This window comes from Mesorhizobium sp. B2-5-13 (genome assembly GCF_006440535.1).
Taxonomy (GTDB): Bacteria; Pseudomonadota; Alphaproteobacteria; order Rhizobiales; family Rhizobiaceae; genus Mesorhizobium; species Mesorhizobium salmacidum.
In genome coordinates, this window is sequence record NZ_VFUI01000002.1 from 319204 (window position 1) to 336873 (window position 17670).

The window sequence follows — 17670 nt, forward strand, 5'->3', positions numbered from 1 at the left end:
GCTCTCATTTCGAGATTGCGCAAAGTTTCGGCCGTCCCGCCCTGCGGCCGTCACAAAAGTTCGCAGCGCCGCAACATCGCGGAACGGTAGCGCCACCCAGATGCCGGCAGTGCTCCCTACACGCCGATGCCACGCGCCTTCAGCGCCGCCGTGATTTCCTCGAGGATGGCGGGGTCGTCGATGGTCGCCGGCATCGTCCACGCTTCCTTGTCGGCGATCTTCTGCATGGTGCCGCGCAGGATCTTGCCGGACCGCGTCTTGGGCAGCCGCTTGATGGTCACCACCGTCTTGAAGGCGGCGACCGGGCCGATACGCTCGCGCACCAGCGCGACGACCTCCTTCTCGATGGCGCCGCCTTCGCGCGCGACGCCGGCGTTCAGCACCACGAAGCCCAGCGGAATTTGGCCCTTCATCGCATCGGCGATGCCGACGACGGCGCATTCGGCGACGTCGGGGTGGGCGGCCAGCACTTCTTCCATCGCGCCGGTCGACAGCCGATGCCCGGCGACGTTGATGATGTCGTCGGTGCGGGCCATCACGTAGAGATAGCCGTCCTCGTCGATCATGCCGGCATCGGCCGTCTTGTAGAAGCCGGGGAACTCATCGAGATAGGCCTGGCGGAAGCGGGCATCGGCATTCCACAGCGTCGGCAGGCAGCCCGCCGGAAGCGGCAGCTTGACCACGACATTGCCCAGCGTGCCGCGCTGCACCTCGTGGCCGGCATCATCGAGCACGCGGATGTCGTAGCCCGGCATCGGCACACCGGGCGAGCCGTATTTCACCGGCAGCAGGCCGAGCCCGGCGGGATTGATCGTCATCGGCGAGCCGGTCTCGGTCTGCCACCAATGATCGACCACCGGCACGTTGAGCTTCTGTTCCGCCCATTTGATGGTTTCGGGGTCGGCGCGCTCGCCGGCGAGGAACAGCGTGCGGAATTTGGACAGATCGTATTTCGGCACGAACTCGCCCTTGGGGTCCTGCCCCTTGATGGCGCGGAAGGCGGTCGGCGCGGTGAACAACGCGACCACGCCATGCTCCGAGATCACCCGCCAGTAGGTGCCGGCATCGGGCGTGCCGATCGGCTTGCCTTCGAACATCACGCTGGTGCAGCCATGCAGCAGCGGTCCGTAGACGATGTAGGAATGGCCGACCACCCAGCCCACGTCGGACGCCGCCCAGAACACTTCTCCCGGCTTGACGCCGAACTCGTTGTCCATCGTCCATTTCAGCGCGACCATGTGGCCGCCATTGTCGCGCACGATGCCCTTGGGCTGGCCGGTCGTGCCCGACGTGTAGATGATGTAGAGCGGGTCGGTCGCCAGCACCGGCACGCAGTCGACATTGGCGCCGGCCGCCCGTTCGCGGGCGACGGCATCGGCATAGTCGATGTCGAAATGGTCCTTCAAATCGCAGCGCAACTGGTCGCGCTGCAGGATCAGGCAGGCGTCCGGCTTGTGGCGGGACATCTCGATCGCCTTGTCGAGCAGCGGCTTATAGGCGACCACCCGGCCCGGCTCCAGGCCGCAGGAGGCCGAGATGATCAGTTTCGGTTTTGCGTCGTCGATGCGGGTGGCAAGCTCATGCGAGGCAAAGCCGCCGAACACGACCGAATGCACGGCGCCGATGCGGGCGCAGGCGAGCATGGCGATGGCCGCTTCGGCCACCATCGGCATGTAGATGATGACGCGGTCGCCTTTGCCGACGCCGCGGTTCTTGAGCACCGAGGTCAGCGCCACCACTTCGCGTTTCAACTCGGCATAGGTGAACTTCTTCACCGTTCCGGTGATGGCGCTGTCATGGATCAGGGCGATCTGGTCGGCCCGCCCGCCGGCGACATGCCGGTCAAGGGCGTTGTAGCAGGTGTTGCAGGTCGCGCCGGTGAACCAGCGGCCATAGACGCCGGCGGCGGTATCGAACACCTTGTCCCAAGGCGAATACCAGTCGATGGCCTCGGCCGCCTCCGCCCAGAATTTTTCCGGGTCGCGTTTCCAGCCGTCATAGACCTCGTGATAGCGTGAAGCCATCCGTAACCTCCCCAGGAACGATTTGCGGTCCTCGGCAATAGCCTATGTTGTTTCTTCGGGCGATGTCTCCCTGCATTTTCGTCTCAGTCGGCCGTGTCTTGACCTGACACGCGCGGTGGCGTGCCGCTCTATGACGAAACCGGGGTTTCGACGATCCAGCTGGAACAGATTCTGGCCGGCAGCACGGCCGATTGTTCGGCGAGCTTCGATGACACCCAGCAAGGCGACACATCGGGCAAGGCGCTCGGTTTCCGGCTGACGCTGCAAGGCCAGGACGGCAAGCCTTTCAGGACCTTGCATGAGGACAAGGCCGTACCGGGCTCGAGGAACTGCCCGAGCTCCTACAGCCTGTCGCAATCCTATGAATACACACCGGCTGGCAAGCCGGCGGTGATCGTCGTGCTGGTGCAGCGCTTCAGCCAAGGCTTTGAAGGGCGTGATCGCCGCTTCATCGCCGTGGCCGGACAGCTCCGCTGAGCAATCCATCGATAGCCGTCTAACGAACAGGATTCGCTGGACAAATGTGGATTGCACTAGATCGGCAAGGCCACCAGCATGAGGCCGACACCGCCGAAGATCAAAATGGCTGTCGCAAGAGCTTTTCGATGACGTTCGAAAGTCGTTGGAGCCCGCTCCCAATTGTAACGCATACGCTTATCTCCCCAGGTCCCGGGGAGTTCTTACCTTACCCGAGGGAAGAAAAGCAACGGTCTTGCCGGTCAACGCACTCGCCTGCCGCGTCATTCCGACGACTGTTTCCGGGACGATTTTCGGCTCTGGATGAATGTTACAGCCTGACAAGAGCGTGCTGCAAGCATAGCGCTACACGAGCCCCCCGCCGGCCGATAGACAGCGCCCCACCACCGCGCTATCTCATTTCGGGGTTTTGCATCGCTTTTGGGGTTCGTGATGGAAATTGCCTCTGGAACGGTTCTGCGGCTGGCGGACGATGCCTCGGTTCAGCATGTCGGCGACGGCGCGGTCGTGCTTTTGGCGCGCAGCGGTCAACTCTATACCTGCAACGGCACGACCGAAGCTTTTCTCGACAAGGTGGATGGCGCGCGCAACCTCGGCCAGATCGTCGGCCTGCTTTGCGAGGAGTTCGAGGTCGACAAGGGCACGCTTGACGAGGACATGGCGGCGCTGGCCACCGATCTTGTTTCGGAAGGCATTCTCGCCGCTCCAGGACTCGATAGCTGAAAGGACTGCTTGATGGCGGACAGTCCTCTCTTGCGCGCCTTGTTTCGCTGCCATCTCTGGGCAAGCGCGCGGCTGATGCCGGTCCTCATTGCCAACCGCAGCTTCGAGGAGGTGCTGAAATGGGCGCCCCTCGCTTCGCCGACGCCCTATCGCGGCTTGCCAGCCCCCTACATTATCGCCCGTGTCAACCGTGCCGTGCGCCGTCCCTGGCTGATGCGCGACCGCAGATGCCTGCGGGAAGGACTGCTCGGCCACCGTTTCCTGCGCCTTGCCGGCTTCGATCCGGAGTTGCGCTTCGGCGTCGATCCGAAGTCGCTGCAAGCGTCGCGGCTGTCGGCGCATTGCTGGGTCTGCCTCGACGGCAGGCCGGTGGTCAGCGACAGCCTTCCCGGCATGGTCGAGATCTATCGCCACCATGACCGCGCCTCGAAAGTGCGCGCCGCTTGACCAGACCTTGCGCCTTCTATGATCTCAACGGCCATGTCCTCGGCATTTCGGCCGACCGCGCCGGACTATGGCTGGGCTTCGACAGGATGCTCGCCAGCCTGCGCGTCGAAGGTTCGACCGAAGCGGATTTTCATCTCGACATCGTCGAGGCGGAAACATTGGACGAGACACCCGCCGGATCCCTGGTCTTTGACGGCGAGATACCGGACGACGGCTACTGCCGGATGACCACGGACGGCGCCAGCGTGCATCTGGTCTTGCCGGGGCGCCAGACCGTCGAGATCAACGAGAAGGGCTGGGCGCGACTCCGCATCGTGCCCGACAGCAAGGCCGCCTGGACGCCATCGATGCTGATGCTGGACGCAGCACTCGATGCCGGCGGCCAACATATGCTGCACACGGCGGGCCTGACGCTGCCGGGCAGCGACGCCGTCGTGCTGGTCCATGCCCCGAGCGGTACCGGCAAGACCACCACATCGCTGGCCTTGGCAACGCAAGGATTCGGCCTGTGCTCCGACGACGCCATGATCCTGGATGTCGCTTCCGCCAGGCCTGTTGCCTGGGGTTTGCCCCGCCACGTCAAGATCCATGAGAAGACCGCGCGGATGATCCCGCTTGTGGCGCCATGTCTCGGGCCGTCCTGGGACCGTAACGGCGAACAGGCTGTTTCGCTGGAAAAGCTGGGTGGGATCATAAAAATCGAGAACCCGACCGCCCGTCCGGTAGCAGCACTCCTGCACCTTGCGCGATCGGCCGACGAAGAAACCCGGCTCACGCCCATGGCCCGGACCGACGCGACGGTGGCGCTGGCGATGGACAATGTCCGCACCGGCATGACCGGCCTGCTGCCGCTGCAGAAGCGCCGGCTGGCGACGATCGGCAAGCTGGTCTCCTCGGTGCCGGCCTTCACCCTGGAAGTGGGCGCGCGTCCGGCCGATGCGGCGGCGCTGATAAGCGCCACATTGACGTCACGGGACTGACGGCCACTTCAAGCCGCGTATGGCCTGGCCTTGGCCAGCCGCTGGATCCAGCGGAACGCATCGCGACGCAGGCGCGAGCCGATCTTCTCCCGGGAATTGACCCTGAGCAGCGTGTTCGTCGTGATCAGCTTTTTGGCCAGCCGTATCGACAGGTCGGGCTTGATCCGAGCGGCGAGTTCGAGCGCATGCGATTCGTCGAACAACTGGCCGGTCACGTTGAGCACGATCGCCAGTTCGAGTTCGATGCCGGTCATGCGGGCGGCGTCGAGCAAGCGTTCCTCGGCTTTCGGCGACTGTAGCGCCCGTACGCCTTGCAGCACGTCGACACAAAGCTGCAGCCGGTGGAATTTATGCCCCCCTGCCGCATGCACGATGGCGATCGTCAAAAGGGCTGCCGGCGTGTCCGTCGCCTCGCCGTCAATGATGCCCAGCTCGCGAAAGCCCAGGGACAGGCGCCGCCGCATGCCGGTGTCGTGCACAAGGTCGCCATGCAGCTCGACCAGCAGGCTGGAGTTCTCCTTCTCCTGCCATTTGAACTCCTGCAGCTGGTAGGATTCGGCTTCGTTGCTGCCAAGCTCGAAGCCTGACGCCGCGATCACCTGGTTTGCCCGTGCAAGGTTGGCGGGCTCGACAAGGATGTCGATGTCGGTGAACGGCCGGTCGGAAATGTTGCGATAGAGTTTTCGCGCGAAGACCGGTCCCTTGACGATCCGCGCCGGAATGCCTTCCGCCGCCATCCCCTTCATGATGCGGTCACCATGATACTGCAGCAGCATCGAATGGCCGGTGGCGATCGTCGCCTTCTGGCGCAGATCATCCAGCTTGGATTGCAGGCCTGAATCTTGAGGCAGGCGCGCGTCGCCGCGCTCCCTGAGCTTACGCAGCATAATCGGCAGGACACCGTGGAATTCGGCATTGTCGAGCAACGCCGACAGTGCCTTCGCCGACAAATTGTCCTCGACCGCCGCGGCCTCCGGATCGGCCAAGCGCAGCAGCAGCCTTTCTTCGGCGAAGGTGAGGGAGGGCAGCATCAACCCGGGCAAATCCATGGCTAAGTGGATTGTCCAGAATGGTTGCAGAAAAGCGCGGCCGAAGCCAGCCTTATAGGCCCCAGCGCAGCGCGGCCGTGTGGACAGGTGCGTCCCACCAGTCCGTCAGTTCGTCGTCGAGCAGGGTCAGCGTGATCGAGCAGCCGGCCATGTCGAGCGAGGTGACATAGGTGCCGACCAGCGAGCGGGCAATCGTCACGCCATGCTTCTCGAAAATCCGGCGAGCGCTGTTGTACATCAAGTAGAGCTCCATCAGCGGCGTGCCGCCGAAACCGTTGACGAACAGCAGCGCCGGGCCTTTCGCCTGGCCATCCAGATCCCCAAGGATCGTGGCACAGATCTCCTGCGCGATCGCATCGGCGCTCTTCAAGGCGTCGCGGCGGCGGCCGGGCTCGCCATGGATACCGACGCCGAATTCCATCTCGCCATCGCCGATGTCGAAGGTCGGTTTGCCGGCCGCCGGCACGGTGCCACTGGTCAGCGCCACGCCCATCGAGCGGGTCGCGTCGTTGACACGCTCGCCCAGCGCCTTCAACGCCGGCAACGCCAGCCCGTGCTCGGCGGCGGCGCCGACCATCTTTTCCACCACCAGCGTGCCGGCGACGCCGCGCCGTCCGGTCGTGTAGGACGAATTCTCGACAGCGACGTCGTCATTGGTCACCACCTGAAGCACGCCTTCCGACATTTCCGCCGCCATGTCGAAGTTCATCACGTCGCCCTCATAGTTCTTGACGATGAACAGGCAGCCGGCGCCGGTGTCGACAGCCTGCGCGGCGGCCAGCATCTGGTCCGGCGTCGGCGAGGTGAACACCTGGCCGGGGCAGGCGGCGTCCAGCATGCCATGGCCGACAAAACCGCCATGCAGCGGCTCGTGGCCGGAGCCGCCGCCGGAGATCAGCGCCACCTTGCCCGGCTTGAGCATCTTGCGGCGGATGAATTTGTGCTCCTCGCCTAGCACCAGGATGTCGGCATGAGCGGCCACGAAACCGTCGAGGCTCTCGGTCAGCACCGTGTCCACCGAGTTCATGAATTTCTTCACGGCCGTCTCCTCCCGAAATAGCCTGGCATCAAGGGGCAATCAGCCACTCTTGCCGGTGATGCTGGTGACCTTCTGGATGAATTCGTTGATCGCGCGGTCGAGCGCCGCATTCTGTTTGTCGTCGCCGAAATCCGGCACGATGAGCGAAACGTGCCTTGTCTTGCGCGCGCCCGCGGCGATCGAGATCTTCCCTGGATGCGCCTGATGGTAGGCGGCGAGAAACTGGTCCCGCTCGGCCTGGCTGAAATGGCAGACGGAAAAGATGGCGGGCAGATGCTTCGACGGAATCGGGATCGAATAGGTGGGGCTCGAAATCTGCGTGACGAAACTGCGGTGCTTGCCAAGCGCGTCGGCAAGGCGCTGGCGCATGCCGGACGGACGCTGGTCGATGACCTGCGACAGGATCGTTTTGTAGGCGCGGATCGCTTCTTCGGAGCCGGGCTCGGGTTTGATATCGATCATGCCTGCCGCCTAGACCGGGACGTCCGCGATGGCCGCCTTGGCCATGGCGAGTTGCGCCGGCGCGACCGAGAGATCGCGCAGGCCGGCCTCCAGCAGCGACGGGATCGAGGCGGGGTCGCCGCCGGCATCCCCGCACAGGCTGACGGGAATCCCGGTTTCCCGTCCGAAGGCCCAGACCGAACCGATCAGCCTAAGCACCGCGGGATGACGAACAGAATTCAGGTGGGCCACAGCGGCATTGTCGCGCGCGGCCGCCATTACATATTGCGTCAGATCGTTGGAACCGATCGACAGGAAGGCGACGCCGGCGAACGCCTCCGGCGCGATGGCCACTGAAGGCACTTCGACCATGATGCCGAGCGGCGGCATTTCTTGCGCGATGCCGCGCGCGGCAAGGGCTGCCCGTTCCTCGGCGAACAGGGTGGCGGCGCGTTCATACTCTTCTGATGTGGCGATCATCGGAAACATGACTTTGAGATTGCCGTGTGGCGCGGCGCGCAGCAATGCCCTGATTTGAACACGGAATATGTCGAGCCTGGCCAGCGACAGCCTGATGCCGCGCAGGCCAAGGAACGGATTGCCTTCCTCGACGGTGAAGCCCGGCACCGGCTTGTCGCCTCCGGCATCGACGGTACGGATCGTCACTGGTTTTTCGCCGGCCCATTCCAGCACTTTGCGATAGGCGCGATACTGGGTCTCTTCATCCGGCAGCGTCTTGCCGAACAGGAATTCCGTGCGCATCAGGCCGACACCGTCGCAAGTCGCGATGTCGATGGCCTCGACATCGCTGGGGTCGGCGATGTTGACCTGCACCCGCACCGCGGTGCCGTACTTCGTCGCCGCAGGCCGTGCCAGAAAGGTGCGCGCGTCGCCTTGGCGGGCGGTGAAGGCGGAGGATGCCTGCCGGAACGAGCCGATCTCCACAGGCGAGGGCGCCAGAACGATATTGCCGTGCTCCGCGTCGAGCAGCGCGATGCCGGCAACAGCGGTGAGCGGCTCGCGCAGACCCACGACCATCGGCACGCCACGCGAGCGCGCCAGCATGGCGACGTGGCTGGCGGTGCTGCCTGCCTCCAGCGCGATGCCGCCGCCATGGCTCCAGTCGGTTTCGAGAAAGCGCGTCGGCGCGATGTCCTCGCCGTGGAGGATGGCGCCGGCCGGTGCCGTGCTGCCACCGTCCTCGGTCAGGGCGCGCAGCACCTGGTCCCTGATGTCGCGCAGGTCCGTGGCGCGGGCGCGGAAATAATCCTGGTCCGAGGCGTCGTAGCCGGCGATCTCGGCATCGAGTGCCTGCCGCCAGGCCACGTCGGCGGGTTTTCCGGAAGCGATCGACGCGAAGGCCGGTCCGCTAAGCGCGTCATCTTCCAGCATGGCGAGGTGGAATTCGAGTATGCCGGCGGCATCGCTGTCGGCGGTTTCGATCATGACCACGAGCCGGTTCACCGCCTTGCCGATCGCTGCCTCCAGCGACATCTTCTCTTCCGCGGCGCTTGCCTTGCTCGCGTAGATGCTTGCAGGCCGGCCGAGGTCGAACAGAGGCCCCTCGGCATAGCCGGCCGAGGCTGGAACACCCTCAATGCGCATGGCCCGCATTCCCAGCGGGCAGGCCAAGGCATGGATCGCACTCAAGCCGAGCGGACATGGCCGGCATCCTCGTCGAAATCGCGCTGCACCAGTTCGATCAGCGCGCGGACAGCATCATCGGCACCATCGCCTTTGGCCCTGATGTGCAGCACCGTGCCCTTCGGTGCCTTGGCCGCCATCACCTTGACGATGCTCTTGGCATCGAACCATGGGCCGTTGGCGGCGAGTGCAATTTCCACGTCGGCGGCAAAGCTCTTGGCCAGCTTGGTGAACTTCACCGAAGGACGCGCGTGCAGGCCCACATCGTGGGTGATCAGGACGGTCGCTTCGGCGGTTTCCGACATGTCTTCAAAAATCCCGTTCACTCACGACGGCGACAATTCGTGCGCCGTCGCGACCACTTCCCGCAGCGAGGCGCCGCCGGATGCCTCGGTCGCCGCCATCACCGCGCCCTCGACGATCGGCGCGTTGCAGACGATGATTTTGTGCGCACGCGGCTCGCCGATCATCTCGACCGCCATTTCACTGTTGGTCTCGGCGCCGCCGAGATCGACAAGGACGGCAACGCCAGCTTCCGACCAGGCCCTGTCGATGGCGCCCATGATCGCCTCGACATTGGTGCCGAGCCCGCCATGGCCATTTCCACCGCACCACGCAAGCGGCACTTCGTCGCCCACCATCTGGCGTACCATGTCGGCCGTGCCCTCCGCGACCAGCGGCGAATGCGACACGATCACGATCCCGACATTGCTCATGCTTTGTCCCCGATGATTTGCGCCACCGTGCGCACCAGCAGCGCGGTCGAGCGCGCGCCGGCATCCATATGGCCGATGGAGCGGTCGCCGAGGAACGAGGCACGGCCGCGCAGCGCCTTCATCGGCACGGTCGCTTCGGCCGCGGCGTCGGCGATGTCGGCTATTTCAGCCGCCGTCTTTCCCCCGGCCAACGCGTCACGCAGGGGCTGCAGCACATCGAGCATTGTTTTCTGGCCGACCTGCGACTTGCCGCGCGCGGCCACCGCTTCGATCGCCTTGCCGAAGGCAGCCGTCAGGTTGGCATGGTCGGGCTCCGCCGAAATCTCCTTGCCGAGCGCCATGAACAGCGTGCCGAAGAGCGGACCGGAGGCACCGCCCACCGTCATCACCAGCTTGGTGCCGATCGCCTTCAGGGCGTCGGGCAGCTGCTTTGCCGCGAACGCATCGGCCTCGGCGCGCACGGCTTCGAAGCCGCGCTTCATGTTCAGCCCATGGTCGCCGTCGCCGATCGCCTGGTCGAGCGCCGTCAATTCCTCGGCGTGAGCGGCAATCGTGTCCGCGGCCGCCGTGATCAGCCTCGAAAGGTCCAGCGCCGTCATGTCGCCCGAATTCCCGGTTTCCACCTTGCCCGCAGTAGCGAAAGAACGGTCGTTCGACAACTGGTGCATGCGTCAGGCCGTGACAAGCAGCGTGGCGGCGGCCGCGAACACTTCGGCCACGGCATGGGCGCCGGGGTCGACCACGCCGTGCAATTTGGCGCCGACATAGGCGGACCGTCCGGCCTTGGCCTTGTCCATCGCGGCTGTGGCCTCGGCGCCGCGTCGGGCCGCTATCGCGGCTTCCTCCAGACCCTTGTCGTCGAGCGCCTTCAAGGCCGGCTCCAGCGCGTCGACCATGGTGCGATCGCCCGGTTCTGCGCCACCGTAGAAGGTCATTCGTTTAAGCCCGGCGAGCAGCCCCTTGGATAGCTTCGCATCACTGTCCATTGCCTGCGCCGCCGCCGTGAAGAAGATCGATAGCAGCACGCCGCTGGAGCCACCCATCGAGGCGCTCAGGATATCGCCCATCGCGCCAAGGGTCGCGGCCGGCCCGGCAAGCGGCAGCGTATCGAGCCGTTCGAGGATGCTGCGCGCGCCGGTCGCCACGGTCGAGCCGGTGTCACCGTCGCCCGCCCTGGCGTCCAGTCCGTTCAATGTCGCTTCCAGCGAAATCAGCCTTTCGCAGACAGTGGCGATCAAGCGCCTGGTGCCTGCATCCTGGCTGGCCTTGCGCGCCGCGCCTTGTCCGGCTGCCTTGGTCATAGGTTCGACAGCAGGCGCAACGACCGGCTTTGCCGGCATCCAGGCATGCGGGCCGACGGGTGCCAGCAAGGCAGCCTCTCGCGCCGCATCGAGCTTGATCAGCGACAGTGAGAAACCGTTCATGTTGAGCGCCGTCATCAGCGGCCCGGGGCCGATCGTCAGCTTGACGGTCTTGGCGAGCGGCGAGGCAAGCACCGCATTGGCAACCAGCGACATTTCGAGCGGAGGCACCGAGCCCAGATTGTTGATCAGCAAGGCATAGGTGGCCGTCGGGTCGAGGCGCACCACGAGCCGCTCCGCCATAACAGCCACAAGCCGGTCGGCGCTTTGCACCGCGATGCGCTCAACGCCGGGCTCGCCGTGGATGCCTAGTCCAAGCTCTCCATCGTCGGCGCCGAACCTGTCTTCGTGCTGTTGGCCTGGGATCGAACAGGACGACAGCGACATGCCGAGCGAGACGATATCCTTCGCAGCCGCACGTGCGGCTGACACGATCTCGGCCAGATCGCGGCCGGCTTCAGACAGATGGCTTGAGATCTTGTGCACGAACAATGTGCCGGCAACACCGCGCGGCTGGGCGATATCGGGCAGCGCGATGTCGTCGGCGACGATCACCATTTCGATACGAAAGCCTTCGGCGCGCGCCTTCTCGGCCGCCAGGCCGAAATTGAGCCGGTCGCCGGTGTAGTTCTTGACGATCAGCAGGCAACCCGCCGGCCCGGTGACCGCGCGGATGGCCGCCAGCACCGCTTCGACGCTTGGCGAGGCAAAGATCTCGCCCGAGACGGCAGCCGTCAGCATGCCCTTGCCGACGAAGCCGGCATGCGACGGCTCGTGCCCGGCGCCGCCGCCGGAGACGATGGCAACCTTGGACTTGTCCCAATCGGCGCGCAGCACGACCTTGATCTCGGGATAGCCGTCGAGGCGCGCGAGGTCGCCTGAGCCAATGGTGCGCAACAATCCGTCCAGCGCCTCGGTGACGATCGTTTCCCTGCGGTTGAAAAAGTGCTTCATCGAATTCGTCCCGTATTTCGCAATCGTCAATCAGAAGCTGGCATCACCTTGGCGGGGATGCCGAAAACCATTCACATCAGTCGTTGTCCGTCGGCGCCGAAATAGAGCGGCGACCGGTAGCGGATCATCACTTTGTCGCCTTGCGCCAGATCCGTGTCGGGATCGGTCAGCGTCACCAGTTTCTTCGGCCCCACTGTCACATGCAGATGGTTCTGGTCGCCGAGATGTTCGACCCAGTCGACGACGCCGTCGGCATGGCCGTGCATGGCTTTCTCGATAGCCAGATGCTCGGTGCGTGCGCCGATCGTCCTGGTGCCGGCCGGCGCGCCGCTATCAGGCAGAAGCCCCGTCGGCAGAAGATTGATCGCGGGCTGGCCAAGCCGTGCCGCGACATGCAGGTTTGCCGGTTCGGAATAGATGGTTCGTGGTGAGCCGATCTGCACCAGCACGCCGTCGGCGAGGATGCCGATCCGGTCGGCCATGGTCATGGCCTCGATCTGGTCGTGCGTGACGTAGAGCATGGTGGCGCCGAGCTCGGACTGAATGCGTTTCAATTCGAGCCTGAGATCCGCGCGCAGCTTGGCGTCCAGAGACGACAGCGGCTCGTCCATCAGGTAGATGGACGGCTTGCGCACCAGCGCGCGGCCGATGGCGACGCGCTGCATTTCGCCGCCCGACAATTTCGTCGACCGGTTGCCAAGCTTGTGATGAATGCGCACCATCTTCGCCACCTCCTCGACCCGGCGGCGGATCTGGTCTTCCGGTATTTTCCGCGCCGGCGAGCGCAGGGGGAAGGCGAGGTTGTCGAACACCGACAAATGCGGATAGAGCGAATATTGCTGAAAGACGAAAGCGGTGTCGCGCTCGGCCGGCGACAGGTTCGTGGCATTGTGGCCGCCGATCTCGATCGTTCCGGCATCCGGCCGCTCCAGCCCGGCGATCAGCCGCAGCGTCGTCGTCTTGCCGGCGCCGGTCGGTCCGAGCAGCACGACGAATTCGCCGTCCGTTATATGCAGGTCGAGACTGTTGACGGCGGTCTGCTCGCCAAAATTCTTGGTCACGCCCTTGATGCGCACATCAGCCATACTGCACTCTCCGCTCCGAAGCAGTATCGTGGATCGCCGTCCTCACCGCGCGCCCGGAGCCCTTGTCGAACAGCGACAGCCGCGCGCTGTTCAGCGTCAGGCCGACATGGTCGCCGGTGTTGAGTCGAATTTCGGCCGGCACGCGCGCCTTGATGATGCCGTCCGCCGTCTCCACCGCCACGATCTGCGTGGTGCCGAGATATTCGGTGCCGTAGATCGCGCCGCGCAGCTTGGAGGCATCGTCGAAGCGGATGTGCTCAGGCCGGATGCCGAGCGCCATGTCGGCCGGCGCGATGTCCTCGCGCACTTCCGGCACCGCTACCTTGGCACCCTGGACGACGATCTCCTTGGCACCTTTGGCGAGCCCGCCGCCGAAGCCCAGAAAATTCATCGGCGGCGAGCCGATGAAGTCGGCGACGAACATGGTAGCGGGGCGGTCGTAGATCTCGCGCGGTGTGCCGAACTGCTCGATAACGCCGTGGTTCATGACGGCGATTTTGTCGGCCATCGACATCGCTTCCATCTGGTCATGTGTGACGTACACAGTCGTCGCATGGATACGGTTGTGCAGCTCGCGCAACTCATGGATCATCAAATCGCGGAATTCGGTGTCGAGGGTCCCCAGCGGTTCGTCCATCAGGAAGCATTTCGGCCGCCGCACGATGGCGCGGCCAAGCGCGACGCGCTGGCGGTCGCCGCCGGCAAGACCGGATACGGATTTGCCGAGCAGATGGTCGATGCGCAGAAGCTTCGCCGTTTCCTCGACGCGGGTGCGGATCTCGGCCGAGGGCATGCCTTGCGCCAAGAGCGGGAAACCGATGTTCTTGCGCACGTTCATATGCGGATAGAGCGCGAAGAGCTGGAAGACGAAGGCGATGTCGCGCTCGCGGGCCCTGAGCATGGTGACGTCGTCGCCGCCGAGCAGGATCTGGCCGCCGGTCGGCAGTTCGAGCCCTGCGATCATCCGCAAAGTCGTCGTCTTCCCGCAGCCCGATGGCCCGAGCATGACGAAGAACTCGCCGTCCTCGATGACAAAGTTGGAGTCCTGCACCGCGACGAAATCGCCGAAGGCCTTTCTCAGATGTTGGATGCGGATTTCGGCCATGGTTATTCCGGGAATTTCGAGACGACGATGAACATCACCGTGCCGGCAAGCATGGTGATGAAGGAATAGGTGTAGAGCGACAGCGCGAAGGGCTGGAACAGCATCAGGAAGCCGATGGCGATCAGTGCGGTCGCGATGTTTTCCATCAGCCCGCGCCTTGCCCAGCGCGGCCAGCGCGACTTGCGTTTGATGGGCTTGGTCATGCTCATTTGCGTACCGCGCCGAAGGTGATGCCGCGCAGCAATTGCTTGCGGAGCAGGATCGTGAAGACAAGGATCGGCACCAGGAAGATCGTCGTGCCGGCCGCCACCGCCGGCCAGTCCTGTCCCCCTTCGCCGATGATGGTCGGGATGAAGGGTGGCGCCGTCTGCGCCGTGCCCGAGGTCAGGAGCGCGGCGAAGGCGTATTCGTTCCAGGCGAAGATCAGGCAGAAGATGGCGGTCGCGGCAATGCCGGTGGTCGCCTGCGGTAGCACGGTGCGCCAGAAGGCCTGCAGCCGCGTGTAGCCGTCGATCATGGCGGCTTCCTCGTATTCGCGCGGAATCTCGTCGATGAAACCTTTGAGCAGCCAAACCGCCAGCGATACATTGACCGCCGTGTAGAGCAGGATCATGCCGAGCGCGGTGTCCGACAGCCCAAGCTCGCGGTACATCAGATAGATGGGGATGGCGACCGCGATCGGCGGCATGAAGCGTGTCGACAGGATGAAGAACAGAAGGTCGTCCGCGAGCGGCACCTTGAAGCGCGAGAAGCCATAGGCCGACAGCGTGCCGAGGAAGACGGCGCAGAAGGTCGAGCCGAAGGCGATGACCAGCGAATTGATGAAGCGCGGCAGGAAGTTGGACGGGCCGGCGATCACCATGTTGCGCTTGCGCACCGTCTCGTCGCAGAAGCCGGTCGCCGGTCCGAGCGAGTTGATGTATTCCGGCGTCTGCCTGGTCCGCGTCGTGAACAAATTGCAGTAGCCCTCGATGCTGGGCTGGAACACGATCTTCGGCGGATAGGCGATCGAGTCCGGCGGCGTCTTGAAGCTGGTGGCGAAGATCCACAACAGCGGCACGATCGAGATCAGCGCGTAGGCGATGATGATGGCGCCGGCGATGCGCTTCGAACCTGCCGAGGGGGCGACGACCGAATGGGCAGTGGTCAGGCTCATCTCTGCTTCACCTTGTTGAGCGCCTTGACGTAGATGTTGGCGAGACCGAAGACCGCGACGAACAGGATGATGGCGAAGGCTGACGAATAGCCGGTGCGCCAGCTTTCGAAGGCCTGCCGCTTCAGCGTGATCGAGGCCACCTCGGTGGTGGAGCCCGGTCCGCCGCCGGTCAGCAGATTGACCATATCGAACATCTTGAAGTTCTCGATGCCGCGAAACAGCACCGCCAGCATGATGAAGGGCAGCGCCATCGGCAGGGTGATCGACCAGAACTGTCGCCAGTTGGAGGCACGGTCGACCTCGGCCGCCTCATAGATGTATTCAGGGATGGAACGCAGGCCCGCGAGGCAGATCAGCATCACGTATGGCGTCCACATCCAGGTGTCGACGATGATGATCGACCACGGTGCCAGCGAGACGTTGGAGAGCATCTGGATGCTTGTCGGCGGAATGCCCGACACGAACGAGATCACATAAGAGAACAGCCCGATCTGAGGCTCGTAGAGGAAGCGCCAGAAATTGCCGACCACCGCCGGCGACAGCATCATAGGCACCAGGATCAGCGTCGTCCAGAAGGCGTGGCCGCGGAACTTCCTGTCGATCAGCCAAGCCAGTGTGAAGCCGATCAGCGTCTGCAAGAGGATGGTCCAGAACACGAAATGCGCCGTCGTCTGCATAGCGATCCAGATGTCCTGGTCGCCGAGGATGCGCTGGTAGTTGGCGAAACCGAGGTTCTTCACCACTTCGTTGGGGCGGTTGGCGCGGAAATTGGTGAACGACAGATAGATCGCCCAGAACAGCGGGAAGATATTGATGGCGAGCAGCAACAGGATCGTCGGCGAGATGAACAGCCAGGCGAGGCCCTTGTCGCTGATGCCCCGGACCTTGCGCGCCAACGGTTCCGGGGTTGCCCGGGCAACGTTCTCCGCGGTCCGATTGAGCATGGTAAGTCCTGCTTCGGTCACTTGGGCGTCTCTGTGATGGAATTTATCTGAACCGCGTCCCGTGCCAAGGTCGGCACGGGACGCGGCGGTCACAGCTCGGGAGGAGCCTGGATATTGCCTCGCGGCTACATCTTGCCATCGTCCTGGAAGACCTGCGTCCAATCCTTGACCAGCCCGTCGAGCGCATCCTTGGCCGAACCCTGGCCGGCGACGACATAGTCGTGGAAGCGCTTCTGCGACGCCTGCAGCAGCGGTGCGTAGCTCGGCTCGGCCCAGAAGTCCTTCACAATGGCCATCGAGTCGAGGAAGGTTTGAGCATAGGGCTGGCTGGCCGGGAATTTCGGATCCTTGACCACCGCATTCAGGCAGGAATAGCCGCCGAGCGACCACCACTTGGCCTGCACGTCCTTGTTGGCGAACCACTTGATGTATTTCAGCGCCGCTTCCTGCTTGTCGGAATAGGACACCACCGAAATGCCCTGGCCGCCGAGCTGGGCGAACTGGTCGCCGTCCGGTCCCTTGGGATTGACGAAATAGCCGATCTTGTCGCCGCCGACATTCTCGTCCTTCTGCAGGCCCGGCCATGTGAAGGCGAAGTTCATGTGCATCGCCACCTGGCCGGATTTGAAGGCATCGACGCCTTCACCCATGTAGCTGTTCGAGGCGCCCGGAGGGGTGCAGCAGTCGTAGAGCGCCTTGTAGAATTCCAGCCCCTTCACCGATTTCTCGGAGTTGACGAAGCCTTCCATCTCGTAGGGCTTCTTCGGGTTTTCGTACTGGAAGCCATAGCTGTAGAGCACGTCCATGGCGCCCATGGTGATGCCTTCGGAACCGCGCTCGGTGTAGATCGAGGCGCCATAGACTGTCTTGCCGTCGACCTGCCGCTTCTGGAAGAATTCGGCGATCTGCTTCAACTGGTCGAAGGTCGTGGGCGGGCCGAGGTCCCAGCCATACTTCTCCTTGAACTCCTTCTGCAGCTCGGGCTTGGAGAACCAATCCTTGCGGTAGGTCCAGCCGACAACGTCGCCCATGGCCGGCAGCGCCCAGTAATTGGGCGTGTTCTTCGGCCATTCCGAATAGCCGACGACGGTCGCCGGCACGAAGTCGTCCATGCTGATCTTCTCCTTGTCGAAGAAGTCGTTCAGCTTGACGTAGTGGCCGTTCTCGGCCGCGCCGCCGATCCACTGGCTGTCGCCGATGATCAGGTCGCAGAGCTTGCCGTGTGAGTTCAGCTCATTGAGGAAACGGTCGGCATAGTTGGTCCACGGCACGAATTCGAATTTCATGCCGATGCCGGTTTCCTTGGTGAAATCCTTGGACAGTTCGACAAGCGCGTTGGCCGGGTCCCAGGCGGCCCAGCACAGCGTCAGGTCTTCAGCGTGCGCGGTGTTCGAGACGGCTGTCGACGCTGCGATCGCCGAGGTCAGTCCCAACGCCAGTTTCAATCTCGATTTCATGCCTTCCTCCCATTTGTGAAACACGCCCGGATGGCGGTCTCAAGAACCTCAACCTCTCTCCTCAGAGG

General features: G+C 63.9%; 19 protein-coding genes. 4 read left to right on the forward strand and 15 right to left on the reverse strand.

Annotated elements, in window-relative coordinates; all coding sequences use genetic code 11:
- Positions 1-116: 116 nt before the first annotated feature.
- Positions 117-2024, reverse strand: coding sequence for a propionyl-CoA synthetase (locus FJ434_RS04805; RefSeq protein ID WP_140716460.1), 1908 nt, complete (start codon positions 2022-2024; stop codon positions 117-119).
- 120 nt (positions 2025-2144) lie between these two features.
- Between FJ434_RS04805 and FJ434_RS04810 the strand changes: the two genes are divergently transcribed.
- The 4 genes from FJ434_RS04810 to FJ434_RS04825 all read left to right on the forward strand — a co-directional run bounded on the left by FJ434_RS04810 (position 2145) and on the right by FJ434_RS04825 (position 4651).
- Positions 2145-2501, forward strand: a complete 357-nt coding sequence (locus FJ434_RS04810) for a DUF2259 domain-containing protein (protein ID WP_246672890.1) — start codon at positions 2145-2147, stop codon at positions 2499-2501.
- Positions 2502-2933: 432 nt separating this feature from the next.
- Complete coding sequence (locus FJ434_RS04815) at positions 2934-3224, forward strand: PqqD family protein (protein WP_140506612.1); 291 nt, start codon at positions 2934-2936, stop codon at positions 3222-3224.
- Positions 3225-3236: 12 nt separating this feature from the next.
- Positions 3237-3671: a lasso peptide biosynthesis B2 protein gene (locus tag FJ434_RS04820; RefSeq protein ID WP_140716462.1), complete on the forward strand. Its 435-nt coding sequence runs from the start codon at positions 3237-3239 to the stop codon at positions 3669-3671.
- Entirely contained in the window at positions 3668-4651 is a 984-nt protein-coding gene (locus FJ434_RS04825) for a serine kinase (protein ID WP_140746183.1), read from the forward strand. Before FJ434_RS04820 ends, FJ434_RS04825 begins: the two co-directional genes overlap by 4 nt.
- A gap of 8 nt (positions 4652-4659) precedes the next feature.
- On the opposite strand, the gene FJ434_RS04830 is transcribed toward FJ434_RS04825, so the two are convergent.
- From FJ434_RS04830 to FJ434_RS04895, 14 genes are all read right to left on the reverse strand, one after another.
- Positions 4660-5682, reverse strand: a complete 1023-nt coding sequence (locus tag FJ434_RS04830; protein WP_181165859.1) for a nucleotidyltransferase family protein — start codon at positions 5680-5682, stop codon at positions 4660-4662.
- A gap of 70 nt (positions 5683-5752) precedes the next feature.
- Positions 5753-6739 (reverse strand): dihydroxyacetone kinase subunit DhaK, encoded by a 987-nt coding sequence (gene dhaK / locus FJ434_RS04835; RefSeq protein ID WP_140746186.1) that lies wholly within the window; start codon positions 6737-6739, stop codon positions 5753-5755.
- Between the two features lie 39 nt (positions 6740-6778).
- Positions 6779-7201 (reverse strand): hypothetical protein, encoded by a 423-nt coding sequence (locus FJ434_RS04840; protein ID WP_140506603.1) that lies wholly within the window; start codon positions 7199-7201, stop codon positions 6779-6781.
- Positions 7202-7210: 9 nt separating this feature from the next.
- On the reverse strand, positions 7211-8785 hold the full coding sequence (gene ptsP / locus FJ434_RS04845; protein ID WP_181165860.1) for a phosphoenolpyruvate--protein phosphotransferase: 1575 nt from the start codon (positions 8783-8785) through the stop codon (positions 7211-7213).
- 41 nt (positions 8786-8826) lie between these two features.
- Positions 8827-9129, reverse strand: coding sequence for an HPr family phosphocarrier protein (locus FJ434_RS04850; RefSeq protein WP_140506600.1), 303 nt, complete (start codon positions 9127-9129; stop codon positions 8827-8829).
- A gap of 21 nt (positions 9130-9150) precedes the next feature.
- On the reverse strand, positions 9151-9540 hold the full coding sequence (gene dhaM / locus FJ434_RS04855) for a dihydroxyacetone kinase phosphoryl donor subunit DhaM (RefSeq protein ID WP_140506598.1): 390 nt from the start codon (positions 9538-9540) through the stop codon (positions 9151-9153).
- On the reverse strand, positions 9537-10139 hold the full coding sequence (gene dhaL / locus FJ434_RS04860) for a dihydroxyacetone kinase subunit DhaL (protein ID WP_140746191.1): 603 nt from the start codon (positions 10137-10139) through the stop codon (positions 9537-9539). The genes dhaM and dhaL overlap by 4 nt, the downstream gene beginning before the upstream one ends.
- Before the next feature lie 72 nt (positions 10140-10211).
- On the reverse strand, positions 10212-11855 hold the full coding sequence (locus FJ434_RS04865) for a dihydroxyacetone kinase subunit DhaK (RefSeq protein WP_140746194.1): 1644 nt from the start codon (positions 11853-11855) through the stop codon (positions 10212-10214).
- Between the two features lie 71 nt (positions 11856-11926).
- On the reverse strand, positions 11927-12940 hold the full coding sequence (locus FJ434_RS04870) for an ABC transporter ATP-binding protein (protein ID WP_140746197.1): 1014 nt from the start codon (positions 12938-12940) through the stop codon (positions 11927-11929).
- Positions 12933-14045 (reverse strand): ABC transporter ATP-binding protein, encoded by a 1113-nt coding sequence (locus FJ434_RS04875; RefSeq protein ID WP_140746200.1) that lies wholly within the window; start codon positions 14043-14045, stop codon positions 12933-12935. Before FJ434_RS04875 ends, FJ434_RS04870 begins: the two co-directional genes overlap by 8 nt.
- A gap of 2 nt (positions 14046-14047) precedes the next feature.
- Complete coding sequence (locus FJ434_RS04880; RefSeq protein ID WP_140506591.1) at positions 14048-14254, reverse strand: hypothetical protein; 207 nt, start codon at positions 14252-14254, stop codon at positions 14048-14050.
- On the reverse strand, positions 14251-15201 hold the full coding sequence (locus FJ434_RS04885) for a carbohydrate ABC transporter permease (protein WP_027142892.1): 951 nt from the start codon (positions 15199-15201) through the stop codon (positions 14251-14253). Before FJ434_RS04885 ends, FJ434_RS04880 begins: the two co-directional genes overlap by 4 nt.
- Positions 15198-16145 carry a sugar ABC transporter permease gene (locus FJ434_RS04890; protein ID WP_095771946.1) on the reverse strand — a complete coding sequence of 316 codons (948 nt, stop codon included), beginning with the start codon at positions 16143-16145 and terminating at the stop codon, positions 15198-15200. The genes FJ434_RS04885 and FJ434_RS04890 overlap by 4 nt, the downstream gene beginning before the upstream one ends.
- 125 nt (positions 16146-16270) lie before the next feature.
- Positions 16271-17602, reverse strand: a complete 1332-nt coding sequence (locus FJ434_RS04895; protein WP_140746203.1) for an ABC transporter substrate-binding protein — start codon at positions 17600-17602, stop codon at positions 16271-16273.
- Between the last annotated feature and the right edge of the window lie 68 nt (positions 17603-17670).